At 41.5% G+C, this 16,453-nt stretch carries 13 protein-coding genes, 1 tRNA gene, 3 rRNA genes and 1 riboswitch; of the genes, 10 read left to right on the top strand and 7 right to left on the bottom strand.

The features are described 5' to 3' along the window. Positions 1–22 precede the first annotated feature (22 nt). The 3 genes from J1G47_RS08715 to queC are packed head-to-tail and all read right to left on the bottom strand — an operon-like array spanning position 23 to position 1,711. Positions 23–637 carry a 7-carboxy-7-deazaguanine synthase QueE gene (locus J1G47_RS08715; protein WP_015939761.1) on the bottom strand — a complete coding sequence of 205 codons (615 nt, stop codon included), beginning with the start codon at positions 635–637 and terminating at the stop codon, positions 23–25. After that, positions 637–1,059, bottom strand: coding sequence for a 6-carboxytetrahydropterin synthase QueD (gene queD, locus J1G47_RS08710; protein ID WP_015939762.1), 423 nt, complete (start codon positions 1,057–1,059; stop codon positions 637–639). The genes J1G47_RS08715 and queD overlap by 1 nt, the downstream gene beginning before the upstream one ends. After that, positions 1,052–1,711: a 7-cyano-7-deazaguanine synthase QueC gene (gene queC / locus J1G47_RS08705; protein ID WP_159179807.1), complete on the bottom strand. Its 660-nt coding sequence runs from the start codon at positions 1,709–1,711 to the stop codon at positions 1,052–1,054. The genes queD and queC overlap by 8 nt, the downstream gene beginning before the upstream one ends. A gap of 2 nt (positions 1,712–1,713) precedes the next feature. Then, positions 1,714–1,759: riboswitch (PreQ1 riboswitch) on the bottom strand. A 233-nt stretch (positions 1,760–1,992) separates the two neighbouring features. Here queC and J1G47_RS08700 point away from each other — a divergent pair. From J1G47_RS08700 to J1G47_RS08690, 3 genes are all read left to right on the top strand, one after another. Next, positions 1,993–2,865, top strand: coding sequence for a pirin family protein (locus tag J1G47_RS08700; RefSeq protein ID WP_160415312.1), 873 nt, complete (start codon positions 1,993–1,995; stop codon positions 2,863–2,865). A gap of 359 nt (positions 2,866–3,224) precedes the next feature. Further along, entirely contained in the window at positions 3,225–4,514 is a 1,290-nt protein-coding gene (gene pepB, locus J1G47_RS08695; protein ID WP_207326858.1) for an aminopeptidase PepB, read from the top strand. 54 nt (positions 4,515–4,568) lie between these two features. Next, complete coding sequence (locus tag J1G47_RS08690) at positions 4,569–5,012, top strand: RrF2 family transcriptional regulator (RefSeq protein WP_015939766.1); 444 nt, start codon at positions 4,569–4,571, stop codon at positions 5,010–5,012. 56 nt (positions 5,013–5,068) lie between these two features. On the opposite strand, the gene tatC is transcribed toward J1G47_RS08690, so the two are convergent. Genes tatC through tatA form a run of 3 tightly spaced genes read right to left on the bottom strand, consistent with a single transcriptional unit; the run spans position 5,069 to position 6,597 of the window. Beyond that, on the bottom strand, positions 5,069–5,821 hold the full coding sequence (tatC, locus tag J1G47_RS08685; RefSeq protein WP_010787117.1) for a twin-arginine translocase subunit TatC: 753 nt from the start codon (positions 5,819–5,821) through the stop codon (positions 5,069–5,071). Next, entirely contained in the window at positions 5,821–6,369 is a 549-nt protein-coding gene (gene tatB, locus J1G47_RS08680) for a Sec-independent protein translocase protein TatB (RefSeq protein ID WP_015939768.1), read from the bottom strand. The genes tatC and tatB overlap by 1 nt, the downstream gene beginning before the upstream one ends. Before the next feature lie 3 nt (positions 6,370–6,372). Further along, entirely contained in the window at positions 6,373–6,597 is a 225-nt protein-coding gene (tatA, locus tag J1G47_RS08675; RefSeq protein ID WP_010787115.1) for a Sec-independent protein translocase subunit TatA, read from the bottom strand. Positions 6,598–6,939: 342 nt separating this feature from the next. Between tatA and yidC the strand changes: the two genes are divergently transcribed. The 7 genes from yidC (at position 6,940) to rrf (ending at position 15,823) form a co-directional block, all read left to right on the top strand. Further along, positions 6,940–8,580: a membrane protein insertase YidC gene (gene yidC / locus J1G47_RS08670; RefSeq protein WP_010787114.1), complete on the top strand. Its 1,641-nt coding sequence runs from the start codon at positions 6,940–6,942 to the stop codon at positions 8,578–8,580. A 54-nt stretch (positions 8,581–8,634) separates the two neighbouring features. After that, entirely contained in the window at positions 8,635–9,378 is a 744-nt protein-coding gene (locus J1G47_RS08665) for a class I SAM-dependent methyltransferase (protein ID WP_016528343.1), read from the top strand. A gap of 43 nt (positions 9,379–9,421) precedes the next feature. Then, positions 9,422–9,934 (top strand): porin family protein, encoded by a 513-nt coding sequence (locus tag J1G47_RS08660; protein WP_010787112.1) that lies wholly within the window; start codon positions 9,422–9,424, stop codon positions 9,932–9,934. Between the two features lie 478 nt (positions 9,935–10,412). Beyond that, positions 10,413–11,955, top strand: a 16S ribosomal RNA gene (locus J1G47_RS08655). Positions 11,956–12,098: 143 nt separating this feature from the next. Next, positions 12,099–12,174, top strand: a tRNA-Glu gene (locus J1G47_RS08650). A gap of 214 nt (positions 12,175–12,388) precedes the next feature. Continuing rightward, positions 12,389–15,405 (top strand): 23S ribosomal RNA (locus tag J1G47_RS08645). Between the two features lie 302 nt (positions 15,406–15,707). Beyond that, a 5S ribosomal RNA gene (gene rrf, locus J1G47_RS08640) occupies positions 15,708–15,823 on the top strand. Together the 16S, 23S and 5S rRNA genes with 1 tRNA gene alongside form the textbook arrangement of a ribosomal RNA operon. 132 nt (positions 15,824–15,955) lie before the next feature. On the opposite strand, the gene J1G47_RS11915 is transcribed toward rrf, so the two are convergent. After that, positions 15,956–16,384, bottom strand: a complete 429-nt coding sequence (locus J1G47_RS11915; protein WP_021110340.1) for an IS1/IS1595 family N-terminal zinc-binding domain-containing protein — start codon at positions 16,382–16,384, stop codon at positions 15,956–15,958. Positions 16,385–16,453 lie beyond the last annotated feature (69 nt).

Here is a 16,453-nt window from a genome sequence, read left to right as displayed (position 1 = left end):
CAACAATTAAGCGTTTTCAGTATTACTCAATCCCAGCCATCTTATGCGTCTGAATACTTAACTGCCAACGGGGTTTGTTCGGACGCTGGTTAAGTTTTCCTAGTTGGGTGATGGTTTCTAACATATTCATCACCCCATTTTCTTCACAAGGGGAAAGGTAGTAACGCTCCGCTTTGATGGTGCTTTCTATCTGCTCACAAAACGCTAGCACATCACCGTCCACCACAATTCTCACTTCATTCGCAAAGGGAATGTGATGTTTCAAATAATTCTTCTGATATAACCGCTTGGGACTAGTGGCGATGTAGTCAATTTGTGGCGGAACGGGTTTTAAGCCATTGGTTTCTATTGCAATAAAATAACCTTCTGCTTTCAAGGTATCGAGCAGATAGGTTAAATCGGGCTGAATTGTCGGTTCGCCCCCTGTAATAATGATGTTCTTTGCGGAAAAACCTTTGACCACTTGCATAATATCTGCAAGGGTTTTGGTTTCGTATTGGTTGTAATTGGTATCGCACCAAGGACAAGCAAGATTGCATTTACCAAAGCGGATAAAAATACTTGGCATACCTGTATTGAACCCTTCGCCTTGAAGGGTTTCAAAGATTTCGACAATTCGGTATTCTGGATTTTTCATTATCGGCAGTACTCACAATAAGACGTTGGGGTTTCCCATAAGCGAATAAGACTAACAGGCAGTCCTTCCGCTGTGAGTGTGTCAAAAATGTATTTCGCCATCTGCTCCGCTGTGGTGCGAGCAGGAATACCAAAGGTTTTGGAATCGAGAGATTGAAGTAATGTGGCAACTTTACACTCTTTCTCACTTGTCGAATCGTAGATAAAGGCGTGATCCATTTTGTCAAGAATATGCTGTTTTACGACCGCTTTGAGATCACTGTAATCCATCACCATACCTGATTTAGCACCGTCCGTATGTAATTCGCCAGCAATCTCTACTTGTAAGGTATAGGTATGCCCGTGCAGATTTTTGCATTTGCCATCGTGACCGTCCAACATATGGGCCATATCAAAACTAAATTCTTTGGCGATTTTAAACATTGCCTTTTTCCTCTAAATATTCGTTTAACCCTTTTTCTCTTAACAAACAACTTGGGCAAGTATGGCAACCGCCTTCTACGCCAAGATAGCAAGTGTGAGTATGGGTTCGGATATAGTCAAATGCCCCAAGTTGATCAGCTAACGCCCAAGTTTCTTTTTTCGTGAGATACATCAACGGTGTACGGATATTGAAGTTGTAATCCATCGCTAAATTCAGCGTTACGTTCATTGATTTAATGAATACATCTCGACAATCAGGATAACCACTAAAATCTGTTTCACATACACCTGTATAAATGGTTTGGATCCCCTGACTTTTGGCATAAATGGCTGTGTAAAGTAGAAAAAGTGCATTACGCCCATCCACAAAGGTGTTAGGCGTGTTGCCTGTCTGCTTAATTTCAGCTTGATCGTCCATTAAGGCATTAGTCGTAATGGCTTTGATCACTGATGTATCAATTAAGGTCTGTTTAACGCCAAGATCTTGTGCAATCCAACGGGCTTTATCTAATTCGATGGCGTGGCGTTGTCCATATTGAAAGGTGACGACTTCAACATTTTCTTTGCCAAATTCTTCGATAGCAAGAAATAAACAAGTCGTAGAATCTTGTCCGCCTGAAAAAATTACGACGGCTTTAGGTGTAGGTTTCATTGTGTTCCTTAGTTTTTTTTGCGTGGGAGGTTTGCGAACCACGGTTGAATAAATAAGCGGTACGATGTTGCAATATTTTTGCATTATCGCACCGCTGTGAAAGGCGACATTATAATGGTTTTATCTTTTTTTGCGATTTTTCTTTTTATTATTTACTTATATTAAATAGTTAATCAATAAAATCTATATTTATCAAATTTCAGGTAAGATTATAATGCACCCCATCAAGAGCGATGTGATAAATCACTCGCAACATTTAACTATAAACAAAGGATAACAAAATGAAAAAAGTTGCAAATGTTCATACTGCACCTGCAAAACACTGGGTAGGCAATGGGTTCCACGTTCAATCAATGTTTAGCTATAACGATACCGATAAAAATTTAGATCCATTCTTATTGATGGATTACAACCCACCTCACCATTTTGATGGTGGACGCAAATCGGATTTTCGTGGTGTTGGCGAGCATCCGCATCGTGGTTTTGAAACCGTTACAATTGCGTATCAAGGCGAAGTTGCTCACGCGGACTCTTATGGTGGTGGCGGTACTATTGGGACAGGTGATGTGCAATGGATGACGGCAGGTTCAGGTGTAATGCACGAAGAGTTTCACTCAGAGCGTTTTTCAAGAGAAGGTGGAATGTTTGAGATGGTGCAACTTTGGGTGAATTTGCCGAAAGCTCACAAAATGACAACACCAAAATATCAGGCGATTAAATCGGCAGATATTCCTGTCGTGCAACTTGGTGATAATGCTGGAATGGCTCGTATTATTGCGGGAGAGCTATCAAGTACTTCGGGAGTTGCTAGTACTTTTAGTCCGATTAATATGTGGGATGTGGTACTAAATGCAGGTAAAGTTCATACTTTTGCTGTACCAGAAAGCCATAATCTGATTATTTTGGTGTTAGATGGCACAGTACAAATTAATGGCGAGGACATTGCTCGTCGTGGTGAGTTAGTGACCTTTGAACGTGGCGGTGCTGATGTTCAGATCGAGACGAATAACGATTCTAAACTGTTAATTCTTACGGGAGAACCATTAAATGAACCTGTTGTGGGTTATGGTCCTTTTGTGATGAATAGCCGAGAAGAAATTATTCAAGCTATGCGTGATGTACAAAGTGGGAAGTTTGGGCGGATTGAGAGGTAAAAGATAGATTAAACTCTTATAATCAAGGCTTAAGAGCTGCTCTTCTTTACTTTCGTTTTCATCCTTAGCTCTTGGTGATCGCTTAAGAGATCACCAAAATTAATTGATTCATTACTTGTTATTAGCTTTGAAGATACATTCCTAATTTTTGATTATTACATCATGTTAAAAAAATGAATAATATCTGTGATATGTGTTTATTTTTTCACAATGTATCTTAGAGTGAACTGAACGATAGACTTTTAGTAGGGGGTCTAGTAGGATTGGCAATAATACTTTATTGACAATATTCAAAGTTATATTGGATGAAGTGTAAAAGTATTTATATAGCTATATATCAAGGAGTCTTTATGAGTTCAATGCAAATCACGTTATCATCAACTGCTGCCTATGAAGTTTGGGGAAAAAAGGCGATTTTATCCGCAAATGATCAAGGTATGACAATTCATCTGGTAAAAGATGAATTAACCACCATTCAACAAGCGGCTCGCAAAATAAAAAATCAGAACATTTTAAATGTTGCCTTAACGGGCGAAGGCTGGGGATTAGAGCAGTGCTGGGCGTTCCATCAAGGGTTTGTTAGTGTAAAAAATGCAGGCTCAGTCACCTATCCTGCGTTAAATGAACAACAAACCGAATTTGATGCTCGCCTTGCGTGTAGCAGCTTTACTCGTGACATTATTAACGAACCATCTGACCGCTTAACCCCCGAAGTGTTGGCTCACAAAGCAGCTGAATTTATTTTACACCAAGCCGATAAATATGTCGGCAAAGGTAAGGTTTCTTTTGAAATCGTTGCTCGTGAAGCATTAAATGAACGTGGTTATCACGGCATTTGGACAGTCGGTAAAGGCTCGGCACATTTGCCAGCGATGTTACAACTTGATTATAACCCAACGGGCAACCCAGATGCCCCTGTGTTAGCCTGTTTAGTTGGTAAAGGCATTACCTTTGACACGGGCGGTTATAGCTTAAAACCAAGTGACAGTATGTCTACAATGCGTACCGATATGGGTGGAGCCGCCTTAGTCACAGGGGCATTAGGTTTTGCTATTGCGCGTGGCTTAAAACAACGTGTGAAGCTCTATCTTTGCTGTGCAGAAAATATGGTAAGTAGCCGAGCATTCAAATTAGGGGATATTATTACTTATCGCAATGGTGTAACTGCAGAAGTATTAAATACCGATGCAGAAGGGCGTTTAGTGTTAGCCGACGGTTTAATTGAAGCCAGCAAACAGAAGCCACAGTTTATTGTCGATTGTGCTACCTTAACGGGAGCAGCCAAAGTGGCGGTGGGCAATGACTACCATTCAGTGCTATCAATGGACGATCAATTAGTTGCCCGTTTATTTGAGGCAGCCAAAGCCGAAAACGAACCTTTCTGGCGTTTACCGTTTGAAGAGTTCCACCGTGCTCAAATTTCATCTTCCTTTGCAGATATTGCCAATATCGGTTCTGTTCCTGTTGGTGCAGGCGCAAGTACCGCAACAGCCTTCTTATCCTATTTTGTGGAAAATTATCAGCAAAATTGGTTACACATTGACTGTTCTGCAACCTTCCGCAAAACTGCAAGTGATTTATGGGCAGCAGGTGCAACGGGGATTGGGGTGAAAACCTTGGGGAATTTATTACTCTCCTCTCACGAGTAATGGGAAAGATAAGTTGGGCATTAATGCCCAACTTTATCAAGTATGGAGGGAACTATGCACCTAAGTAAATTTACTGATTATGCTTTTCGTGTATTGATGTATCTTGCTCATCATCAAGATGAGCTTCGCACTATTCCGCAGTTAGCAGAATCGCTTCAAGTGTCGCAGAACCATTTGGTGAAAGTGGTGCATTTTATGGCAAAACAAGGGTGGCTAATCACCGCAAGGGGAAAAGGTGGCGGTATTAGAATTTCCTCTCTCATTCTCTCCATGCCTGTGGGCGAAGTGATTAGAACCTTGCAAGGCAATCCCAGATTGATAGATTGCAATTCTCCTGCGTGTATTTTAAAACCGCATTGTCACCTGAAATCTGTCTTAGATCACGCCCTTGAACATTTCTATCAATATTTGAATCAATATTCAATTTCAGAATGTATTGGCTCTCAAAAGTTGATTAAAGGTATTCTATGCGGGAATACTACGTCAGATGGCTATTGAGCAGAATATACATTATCTAAAATACATAGAGACACATTTTGTGCCTCTATAGTTATTTATTCAGATTGTGCTGTTGACTCGGTTTCATCATCTTTCGGCTGATAAAAACGAGCAACCAGTAGTCCTAGTTCAAATAACAGACACATCGGCACAGCTAGTAATGTTTGAGAGAACATATCTGGTGGGGTAAATAACATTCCGATCACGAAAGCTGCCACAATAATGTAAGGACGCTTCTCTTTGAGATCTTCTGCTGTGGTTACGCCAGACCAACAAAGTAAAATGATCGCAACTGGCACTTCAAAACAGACACCAAAGGCTAAAAAGATAGTCAAAATGAAATCAAGATAGCTATTAATATCTGTTGCCATTACAACACCTTCAGGGGCTGTTTGGGTCAGGAAGCCAAAAATGAGCGGAAAGACTACATAATACGCAAATGCCACACCAATATAGAAAAGCAGAGAACTTGAGATTAACAGTGGATAAACTAGCTTTTTTTCGTGTTTATATAATGCAGGTGCGATAAATGCCCAGACTTGATACAAAATATAAGGCACGGAAATAAATACTGCAACAATCGCCGTTAATTTTATCGGAGTGAAAAACGGTGTAACCACATTCGTGGCAATCATCGTTGCCCCTTCGGGTAAACGTTCAGTAAGTGGGCTAGAAAGTAATGTATAGATGTCATTTGCCCAATAAACAAGGACACAAAAGACAACTAAAATACAAATAACCGCTCTTAACAAGCGGTTACGAAGCTCAATTAAATGGCTAATAAGGGGTTGAGATTCTTCGACTGACATTATTTATCCTGTTTCGTTTTAGGCTCAACACTTGCAAGATCGTCATCTGGGGGATAATACGCCGTCAATTTTTCTTCGTCTGCTTCAGCAAGTTCTGCAATGCGATCCGCCGAAAGCGTTTCGGTTTCAAGCGGTGGGTTTTCGGTTTCTTTTTGCTGTTCAGCTTGTTGAGAAAGTTGCTGGCTCTCTTGCTCAATTTTATTTTGAATTTCATTAACTTGCTCTTGCGTCAGACTTTCAATTTGCCCTCTCGCTGAGTCTAAGTTAGCTTGCATTTTCTGTGCAGATTGTTTGAGTTCTTCTACGGTTTTGCTCAATTCAGGAGATAAATTACTTAAATTCAACTCTTCTGCTTTCTTAATGCTCTCTTGCAACTCTTGCAGTTTTAGCTCTTGAGAAAGCTCATTTTGAACGTTAGCTGCCAATCCTCGAATAGTGCGAACCCAGCCCATCACTGTACGAATAGCAATAGGCAGGCGTTTCGGTCCTAATACCACTAAGCCTACGATAAATACCAAAACTAATTCAGAAAAACCTATATCAAACACGGATTATGCCTGCTCTTTTTCTTTAGCTTTTTGTTCAGTAGATTCTGCGGTTTTTTGTTCTACTTTCTCAAATTCAGCGTCTTTAGCTTTGTCGTCATTCATCGCTTTTTTAAAGCCTTTGATAGATTCGCCTAAGTCTGAGCCTAATCCACGTAATTTTTTAGTGCCAAATAATAAGACAACTAATAAAACGATAATGACTAGATTCCAAATGCTAATACCACCCATTGTGTGTACCTCTTGTAAGAATAAAAAAATAAAAACGTCGTAATTATACGAGTTTTCTTGCTAAATGACACTTATTTTGTCGGATTTCGTAAGAATAAAAAAGAAGTAATTCTTCAAAATGTGGCGTTCATCACATTATTTTGCTTTAATATTAGTAAGAAAATCCTAAGTTTGTTTGATTTGTGAGCATTTGTTTGCAAGAAGCCGTACTTTTTAGTAAATCTCTAAAAAAATCCAACCGCTATCTTGTAAAAGGCGTTGGATAGTTTGTTATCCTATATTAAAATGTCTAATTTTCCATAGTGGGCTATTCCACTTCACTTTAACCACAGAGAACTTAAAATGAACTCAAACCGTAGTTTACTGATTATGGGTTTGTTGCTTGTTTCGTTCTTGATTTTTACGCAATGGCAACAGGATTATAACCCTGAGATCCAAGCACAAAAACAAGCGATGGCTCAAGCTCAAACACAACAAGTTGCAAATCAATCGAGTGATGTACCCGCTTCATCTAATGCGGCATCTATCAATGAGCAATCAACTAAAGGAAAAACCATTACTATTGAAACGGACGTGTTACGTTTAACCGTTGATACTTTAGGTGGTGATGTGGTTGATTCTGATCTCTTAAAATATAACGCAGAATTAGACTCTAATACACCATTTGAATTGCTACAAGATAACGGCAAAGTGCTGTATGTGGCACAAAGTGGGTTAGTTGGTAAAAACGGGATTGATACCACAGCAGGTCGAGCTCAGTATCAAGCTACAGCAGAGAAATTTGCGTTAGCAGAAGGTCAAGACGAAATTGCCCTGCCATTAACATTTGAAAAAGATGGCGTAGTTTATACCAAAACATTTACCCTAAAACGTGGTAGCTATAATGTAGCGGTAAATTATCACATCAAAAATGGTACTGCAGAAACTCTCGAAGTTCAGCCTTACGGTCAGCTTAAACATACTTTAGTTGAAAGTACCGGCAATTTTGCAATGCCGACCTATACGGGGGGGGCTTATTCATCTTCTGAAGTGAACTATAAAAAATATAGTTTTGATGAAATGGCAAAAGCTAACTTATCTGTAGATACTAAAGCAGGCTGGGCAGCGGTTTTACAGCATTATTTCGTATCAGCGTGGATCCCAAATCAAGATGCGGAAAATAATCTTTATACTCGCACAGGAAATGGCGTAGGCACTATCGGTTATCGTGGACCCGTAACACAAGTTGCACCTAACGGTGAAGCAACTATTACAAGCCATTTATGGACTGGACCGAAAGATCAAGCAGCAATGGCACAAGTGGCAAATAACTTTGATTTAACCGTCGATTATGGCTGGGCGTGGTTTATTGCAAAACCGTTGTTCTGGTTATTAACATTCATTCAAAGTATTGTGTCTAACTGGGGCTTAGCTATTATCGGTGTAACCATTGTGGTGAAAACCATTCTATACCCATTAACCAAAGCTCAATATACCTCAATGGCGAAAATGCGTATGTTACAACCTCGCATTCAAGAGATGCGTGAACGTTTCGGTGACGACCGTCAGCGTATGAGCCAAGAGATGATGAAACTGTATAAAGAAGAAAAAGTAAACCCAATGGGCGGTTGTTTACCAATTCTTCTTCAAATGCCAATTTTCATCGCATTATACTGGACATTTATGGAAGCGGTGGAATTACGCCACGCACCATTCTTCGGTTGGATTCAAGATTTATCGGCACAAGATCCATACTACATTTTCCCTCTATTAATGGGTGGTTCAATGTACTTGTTACAAAAAATGTCGCCGACCCCAATTGCTGATCCAGTACAACAAAAAGTGATGAACTTTATGCCTGTGATGTTTACTGTATTCTTCTTATGGTTCCCATCAGGCTTAGTACTTTACTGGCTAACGTCTAACTTAATTACGATTGCACAACAGTGGTTGATTTATCGTAACTTAGAGAAGAAAGGTTTACACACTCGTGTTAAAAAGTAATTTTATAACATGGGAACAAAGAATTGTTCCTATGTTGTATTTAAACCTCATGATATGAATATTCAATTAATTAATGAAAGTGATTTTACTGAGCGCTTTTATGATATTTGTGAAAAATGGAAATTGAAGCATAATCCTAGCTCTAATTTAGCATTAGTACAGACTAATGAACGCCTTGAATTAAGGAAACTTAATCAGCCTAAATTAGGTGCTGTAGCTGTAAATTTTGTTGATGGAAAAATGTCGTATCGTCGAAAGTTTGGCGGTGGTCGTAATGAGGCTATTGTGAAAGCTGTTGGTGTTAAGGGTTCGTACACTCCTACAATTATTGATGCGACAGCAGGTTTAGGGCAAGATGCTTTTGTTTTGGCATCAATAGGTTGCTATGTGAAACTTATTGAACGTAATCCAATTGTTGGCGCATTATTGGAAGATGGTTTACAAAGAGCTTATAAAGATTTAGAAATTGGTCATTTTATGAGAGAAAGAATGGTATTACTTCCTCATAGTTCTATTACTGGTTTAAATCCAGATCTTGACTCGGTGGATGTTGTTTATCTTGATCCTATGTATCCGTCTAAGACTAAAAGTGCATTAGTAAAAAAGGAGATGCAACTATTTCAACAATTGGTTGGCTGTGATTTAGATTCAGATGATTTACTTTTCCCTGCTCAGCAACTTGCTAGAAAGAGAGTGGTTGTAAAAAGACCTAACTATGCATTATTTTTAGCAAATAAGAAACCTGATTTTTGTAAGGAAACTAAAAAACATCGGTTTGATATATATCTATCTCATTAGAATAAAATGATATTTTCTACGCTAACTTAATAGGAGATTTATTATGAAAAGATTTATCGTAGTAGCTTTGTTATCAAGCTCTGCTTTAGCTGCGCCTGTAGGTGAAACTTTTACAGGTGGGGGAATTGGTATGGATGTTACAACTACAAAATATAAAAATGGTGATTTGCAAGGTAAGCAGGCAATAGGCATAAACTTTACTTTAGACTATGCAACAGATTATGGTAGGAATTTAATTGGAATAATTGATGGTAAAGCAAAATTAGGAAGTAGCAATATTTTTCATGATATCAAACAAAAATCCCAATATAGTATTGGATATGCTCAAGGATACCGTCTCCTACCAGATATATTACCATACGTTAAATTAAATTATAGTATTAGTAAAATATCGGATTTTGGTAGTTTCAAAGGGATTGGATATGCGATTGGTATAAAATATGCAATCTCTAACGATATTGAAGTAGGTTTAGAATACTCAGAAAATAATTTGAAACGAAATGGTACAAAATTAAAGGGAAATGCTATTGGAACCAATCTGTCCTATCGTTTCTAAATATTTAAGTTGTACAAGTAAGTTACCTGTGAATTGGTGATATGAAATTGATACCATAAGGATTAGATCTATTTGAGTGGATCTAATCCTTTTTGTTATCTAATAGCATATTTGTATGATATTTTGTAAATATGTCTATGAAAATATAAACAACCTCTGTTTTTGAAATAAACATTATGAGCTTATTTTGAACAAGCGGACATTTTTTCAAATTTTTTTGCAAAAAAGTACTTGCGTTGGATTTGAATTTCTCTATAATGTGCGCCACACAACGACGCACTGTTGTGAAGTGTTTAAATTTGACAGTGCGTCGTTCTTTTTTGCTCTTTAACAACTTATCAGACAATCTGTGTGGGCACTTGTTGATTGACTTTGTTTAAAAATATTTTTTTAATTTTGAAGTCTTGATAAGTGCTTAACTTGAAATTCATATTAAGTGATTTTTATAGTCAGTACATATTGAGCGATTAAACTTTTTAAATTGAAGAGTTTGATCATGGCTCAGATTGAACGCTGGCGGCAGGCTTAACACATGCAAGTCGAACGGTAGCAGGGAGGAAGCTTGCTTTCTTTGCTGACGAGTGGCGGACGGGTGAGTAATGCTTGGGGATCTGGCTTATGGAGGGGGATAACGACGGGAAACTGTCGCTAATACCGCGTAATGTCTAAGGACTAGAGGGTGGGACTTTCGGGCCACCTGCCATAAGATGAGCCCAAGTGGGATTAGGTAGTTGGTGGGGTAAAGGCCTACCAAGCCGACGATCTCTAGCTGGTCTGAGAGGATGACCAGCCACACTGGAACTGAGACACGGTCCAGACTCCTACGGGAGGCAGCAGTGGGGAATATTGCACAATGGGGGGAACCCTGATGCAGCCATGCCGCGTGAATGAAGAAGGCCTTCGGGTTGTAAAGTTCTTTCGGTGATGAGGAAGGGTGATGTTTTAATAGAGCATTACATTGACGTTAGTCACAGAAGAAGCACCGGCTAACTCCGTGCCAGCAGCCGCGGTAATACGGAGGGTGCGAGCGTTAATCGGAATGACTGGGCGTAAAGGGCACGCAGGCGGTGACTTAAGTGAGATGTGAAAGCCCCGAGCTTAACTTGGGAATTGCATTTCATACTGGGTGGCTAGAGTATTTTAGGGAGGGGTAGAATTCCACGTGTAGCGGTGAAATGCGTAGAGATGTGGAGGAATACCGAAGGCGAAGGCAGCCCCTTGGGAAAATACTGACGCTCATGTGCGAAAGCGTGGGGAGCAAACAGGATTAGATACCCTGGTAGTCCACGCTGTAAACGCTGTCGATTTGGGGATTGGGCTTTATGTTTGGTGCCCGTAGCTAACGTGATAAATCGACCGCCTGGGGAGTACGGCCGCAAGGTTAAAACTCAAATGAATTGACGGGGGCCCGCACAAGCGGTGGAGCATGTGGTTTAATTCGATGCAACGCGAAGAACCTTACCTACTCTTGACATCCTAAGAAGCTTTCAGAGATGAGAGTGTGCCTTCGGGAACTTAGAGACAGGTGCTGCATGGCTGTCGTCAGCTCGTGTTGTGAAATGTTGGGTTAAGTCCCGCAACGAGCGCAACCCTTATCCTTTGTTGCCAGCGATTCGGTCGGGAACTCAAAGGAGACTGCCAGTGATAAACTGGAGGAAGGTGGGGATGACGTCAAGTCATCATGGCCCTTACGAGTAGGGCTACACACGTGCTACAATGGTGCATACAGAGGGTGACGAAGCCGCGAGGTGGAGTGAATCTCAGAAAGTGCATCTAAGTCCGGATTGGAGTCTGCAACTCGACTCCATGAAGTCGGAATCGCTAGTAATCGCGAATCAGAATGTCGCGGTGAATACGTTCCCGGGCCTTGTACACACCGCCCGTCACACCATGGGAGTGGGTTGTACCAGAAGTAGATAGCTTAACTGAAAGGGGGGGCGTTTACCACGGTATGATTCATGACTGGGGTGAAGTCGTAACAAGGTAACCGTAGGGGAACCTGCGGTTGGATCACCTCCTTACCTGAATGAAGAGATTTGCAAGTGTTCACACAGATTGTTTGGTAATTGTAGACAAGGAATAGAGCAAGAAAACAGACACAAGCGGTCAGATTTGCGATAAAATTTGCAAATTGACAGGATGAAGGAAAGCATCTTTAAATGTTGTCCCCATCGTCTAGAGGCCTAGGACATCGCCCTTTCACGGCGGTAACCGGGGTTCGAATCCCCGTGGGGACGCCATTTAAAGATGATTTTTTGTCGAAAGATAAGTGATTATCGAATGTTCTTTAAAAATTTGGAAACAAGCTGAAAACTGAGAGATTTTCTGTAGGGGCAAATCACATTTGCCCTGAAACAAGAAAGTCTGAGTAGTAAGAAAAATCTTGACTGAACAAAAGCAGTCAAGTGTTTAGTAGTTAATATCAACTTCAAGTGAAAATGTTTGAGGTTGTATGGTTAAGTGACTAAGCGTACACGGTGGATGCCTAGGCAATCAGAGGCGAAGAAGGACGTGCTAATCTGCGAAAAGCTTGGATGAGTTGATAAGAAGCGTTTAATCCAAGATATCCGAATGGGGAAACCCAGTAGATGAAGAATCTACTATCAATAGATGAATACATAGTCTGTTGAGGCAAACCGGGAGAACTGAAACATCTAAGTACCCCGAGGAAAAGAAATCAACCGAGATTTTGTCAGTAGCGGCGAGCGAAAGCGAAAGAGCCAGCAAGTGATAGCAGCAAAGACAGAAGAATTGGCTGGGAAGCCAAGCGACACAGGGTGATAGCCCCGTATTTTAAGTTTATGTTGTGGTACTAAACTTGCAACAAGTAGGGCGGGACACGAGAAATCCTGTTTGAAGATGGGGGGACCATCCTCCAAGGCTAAATACTCCTGATTGACCGATAGTGAACCAGTACTGTGAAGGAAAGGCGAAAAGAACCCCAGTGAGGGGAGTGAAATAGAACCTGAAACCGTGTACGTACAAGCAGTGGGAGCCCTTTTGGGTGACTGCGTACCTTTTGTATAATGGGTCAGCGACTTATATTTTGTAGCGAGGTTAACTGAATAAGGGAGCCGAAGGGAAACCGAGTCTTAACTGGGCGGTGAGTTGCAAGGTATAGACCCGAAACCCGGTGATCTAGCCATGGGCAGGTTGAAGGTTGGGTAACACTAACTGGAGGACCGAACCGACTAATGTTGAAAAATTAGCGGATGACTTGTGGCTGGGGGTGAAAGGCCAATCAAACCGGGAGATAGCTGGTTCTCCCCGAAATCTATTTAGGTAGAGCCTTATGTGAATACCTTCGGGGGTAGAGCACTGTTTCGGCTAGGGGTTCATCCCGGATTACCAACCCGATGCAAACTGCGAATACCGAAGAGTAATGCATAGGAGACACACAGTGGGTGCTAACGTCCATCGTGGAGAGGGAAACAACCCAGACCGCCAGCTAAGGTCCCAAAGTCTATATTAAGTGGGAAACGAAGTGGGAAGGCTTAGACAGCTAGGATGTTGGCTTAGAAGCAGCCACCATTTAAAGAAAGCGTAATAGCTCACTAGTCGAGTCGGCCTGCGCGGAAGATGTAACGGGGCTAAAATATAGCACCGAAGCTGCGGCATCAGGCGTATCACAAATACGCCTTCGATTAACAACATCGAATGAAGTGAAACGGAATAAGATGTTGGTCAAGCACCCAACACGTTGAGTTGGCATAAAGTGCGGATAGAAATCAGAGGAATATTTGTGATACGCCTGTTGGGTAGGGGAGCGTTGTGTAAGTCGATGAAGGTGTATTGAGAAGTATGCTGGAGATATCACAAGTGCGAATGCTGACATAAGTAACGATAAAACGAGTGAAAAACTCGTTCGCCGGAAGACCAAGGGTTCCTGTCCAACGTTAATCGGGGCAGGGTGAGTCGGCCCCTAAGGCGAGGCTGAAAAGCGTAGTCGATGGGAAACGGGTTAATATTCCCGTACTTGGTAAAGCTGCGATGTGGGGACGGAGAAGGTTAGGTTAGCAGACTGTTGGATGTCTGTTTAAGTTGGTAGGTGGGAAGTTTAGGCAAATCCGGACTTCCATAACACTGAGAGATGATGACGAGTTTCTACGGAAATGAAGTAACTGATACCACGCTTCCAGGAAAAGCCACTAAGCGAAAGGCTTTACTAAACCGTACTGAAAACCGACACAGGTGGTCAGGTAGAGAATACTCAGGCGCTTGAGAGAACTCGGGTGAAGGAACTAGGCAAAATAGCACCGTAACTTCGGGAGAAGGTGCGCTGGCGTAGGTTGTAAGAGTATACCTCCGAAGGCTGAACCAGTCGAAGATACCAGCTGGCTGCAACTGTTTATTAAAAACACAGCACTCTGCAAACACGAAAGTGGACGTATAGGGTGTGATGCCTGCCCGGTGCTGGAAGGTTAATTGATGGTGTTATCGAAAGAGAAGCTCCTGATCGAAGCCCCAGTAAACGGCGGCCGTAACTATAACGGTCCTAAGGTAGCGAAATTCCTTGTCGGGTAAGTTCCGACCTGCACGAATGGCATAATGATGGCCAGGCTGTCTCCACCCGAGACTCAGTGAAATTGAAATCGCCGTGAAGATGCGGTGTACCCGCGGCTAGACGGAAAGACCCCGTGAACCTTTACTATAGCTTGACACTGAACATTGAATTTTGATGTGTAGGATAGGTGGGAGACTTAGAAGCAGGCACGCCAGTGCTTGTGGAGTCGTCCTTGAAATACCACCCTTTAACGTTTGATGTTCTAACGAAGATTACGAAACGTGGTCTCGGACAGTGTCTGGTGGGTAGTTTGACTGGGGCGGTCTCCTCCCAAAGCGTAACGGAGGAGCACGAAGGTTTGCTAATCACGGTCGGACATCGTGAGGTTAGTGCAATGGTATAAGCAAGCTTAACTGCGAGACAGACAAGTCGAGCAGGTGCGAAAGCAGGTCATAGTGATCCGGTGGTTCTGAATGGAAGGGCCATCGCTCAACGGATAAAAGGTACTCCGGGGATAACAGGCTGATACCGCCCAAGAGTTCATATCGACGGCGGTGTTTGGCACCTCGATGTCGGCTCATCACATCCTGGGGCTGAAGTAGGTCCCAAGGGTATGGCTGTTCGCCATTTAAAGTGGTACGCGAGCTGGGTTTAGAACGTCGTGAGACAGTTCGGTCCCTATCTGCCGTGGGCGTTGGAGAATTGAGAGGGGCTGCTCCTAGTACGAGAGGACCGGAGTGGACGCATCACTGGTGTACCAGTTGTCTCGCCAGAGGCATTGCTGGGTAGCTAAATGCGGAAGAGATAAGTGCTGAAAGCATCTAAGCACGAAACTCGCCTTAAGATGAGTTCTCCCTAGCTATAAGCTAGTAAGGGTTGTTGAAGACTACGACGTAGATAGGTCTGGTGTGTAAGCGGTGTGAGCCGTTGAGCTAACAGATACTAATTGCCCGAGAGGCTTAACTATACAACCTCAAGCGTTTTTGAAGTAGACGTGAGAGAGCTGAATAAAAGCAACAAACTAACTAAACAAAATAAAACAAAGAGACTCAGAACAGCTTGTTTCGAAATTAGAATAGTGTAGGGGCAAATTACATTTGCCCTTAAAGAACAGAAAGATGTAGGGGCAAATTATATTTGCCCTTAAAGAACAGAAAGATGTAGGGGCAAATTACATTTGCCCTTAAAGAACGGAAAGATGTAGGGGCAAATTACATTTGCCCTTAAAGAACAGAAAAAAGAAGATAGAGAGAATCATCAAAAGATTTTCCCGACGACAATAGTGCAGTTGTCCCACCTGATTCCATACCGAACTCAGAAGTGAAAAGCTGTAACGTCGATGGTAGTGTGGGGATTCCCCATGTGAGAGTAGAGCATCGTCGGGGGGTTATTAAAGAGAAGAACCGCAGGTTAGAGATAGCTTGCGGTTTTTGCTTTTTATACTGTGCCAAAATGGCATAGTAGACAAATAAAATCTTTCATCAAACCACGCCTGCCATCGCAAGTAATCGATTGAATTATATAGCCTTTTCTCTTAACCTATTCAGGGTAAGTTTGTAGTAAATATCTTTTTCGGTTCGTACAAAATAATGGGAAATTACATTATTTGAAAGCGTATCCATTAACACGAATCCGCTAAAATAACGTCCTAAAAACGTTGTATCCATAATGATGTTTAGGTATCGATTTAAAGGTGGTTTTAAAGCTGTTTTAGGGGCTTTATCAATATATCTTTGAATAGTTCTAACCGAACAATGATATTTTTCGGCAAGTTGTTGATAGGTTTGTTTTCCGGATGTGTAATCAGTCCAAATCTTAATTGGATCTAATTTAGTTTTTAAGATAAAGGTTTTATGACATTCATTACAAAAATAACGTTGAGTCTTATTTTGTATTCCATGTTTCTTTATTTTCAGACTTTGGCAAAATGGGCAGTTTTTGTTCATATTTCAAAAAAGAGGGCTTAAGGCCTTGTACTATAGGGCTTTAAGCCACTTTTTAGCAACTATTTTGTC

It is taken from the genome of Glaesserella parasuis (assembly GCF_017352235.1).
Taxonomy (GTDB): Bacteria; Pseudomonadota; Gammaproteobacteria; order Enterobacterales; family Pasteurellaceae; genus Glaesserella; species Glaesserella parasuis.
The sequence above is the reverse complement of the archived record's forward strand: the minus strand, read 5'-3'. Positions and strand labels throughout refer to the sequence as shown.

Bases quoted from the DNA above. Each gene is read 5' to 3' on its own strand.
- J1G47_RS08715 (WP_015939761.1), bottom strand. From the start codon at position 637: ATGAAAAATCCAGAATACCGAATTGTCGAAATCTTTGAAACCCTTCAA.
- queD (WP_015939762.1), bottom strand. From the start codon at position 1,059: ATGTTTAAAATCGCCAAAGAATTTAGTTTTGATATGGCCCATATGTTG.
- queC (WP_159179807.1), bottom strand. From the start codon at position 1,711: ATGAAACCTACACCTAAAGCCGTCGTAATTTTTTCAGGCGGACAAGAT.
- J1G47_RS08700 (WP_160415312.1), top strand. From the start codon at position 1,993: ATGAAAAAAGTTGCAAATGTTCATACTGCACCTGCAAAACACTGGGTA.
- pepB (WP_207326858.1), top strand. From the start codon at position 3,225: ATGCAAATCACGTTATCATCAACTGCTGCCTATGAAGTTTGGGGAAAA.
- J1G47_RS08690 (WP_015939766.1), top strand. From the start codon at position 4,569: ATGCACCTAAGTAAATTTACTGATTATGCTTTTCGTGTATTGATGTAT.
- tatC (WP_010787117.1), bottom strand. From the start codon at position 5,821: ATGTCAGTCGAAGAATCTCAACCCCTTATTAGCCATTTAATTGAGCTT.
- tatA (WP_010787115.1), bottom strand. From the start codon at position 6,597: ATGGGTGGTATTAGCATTTGGAATCTAGTCATTATCGTTTTATTAGTT.
- yidC (WP_010787114.1), top strand. From the start codon at position 6,940: ATGAACTCAAACCGTAGTTTACTGATTATGGGTTTGTTGCTTGTTTCG.
- J1G47_RS08665 (WP_016528343.1), top strand. From the start codon at position 8,635: ATGAATATTCAATTAATTAATGAAAGTGATTTTACTGAGCGCTTTTAT.
- J1G47_RS08660 (WP_010787112.1), top strand. From the start codon at position 9,422: ATGAAAAGATTTATCGTAGTAGCTTTGTTATCAAGCTCTGCTTTAGCT.
- J1G47_RS11915 (WP_021110340.1), bottom strand. From the start codon at position 16,384: ATGAACAAAAACTGCCCATTTTGCCAAAGTCTGAAAATAAAGAAACAT.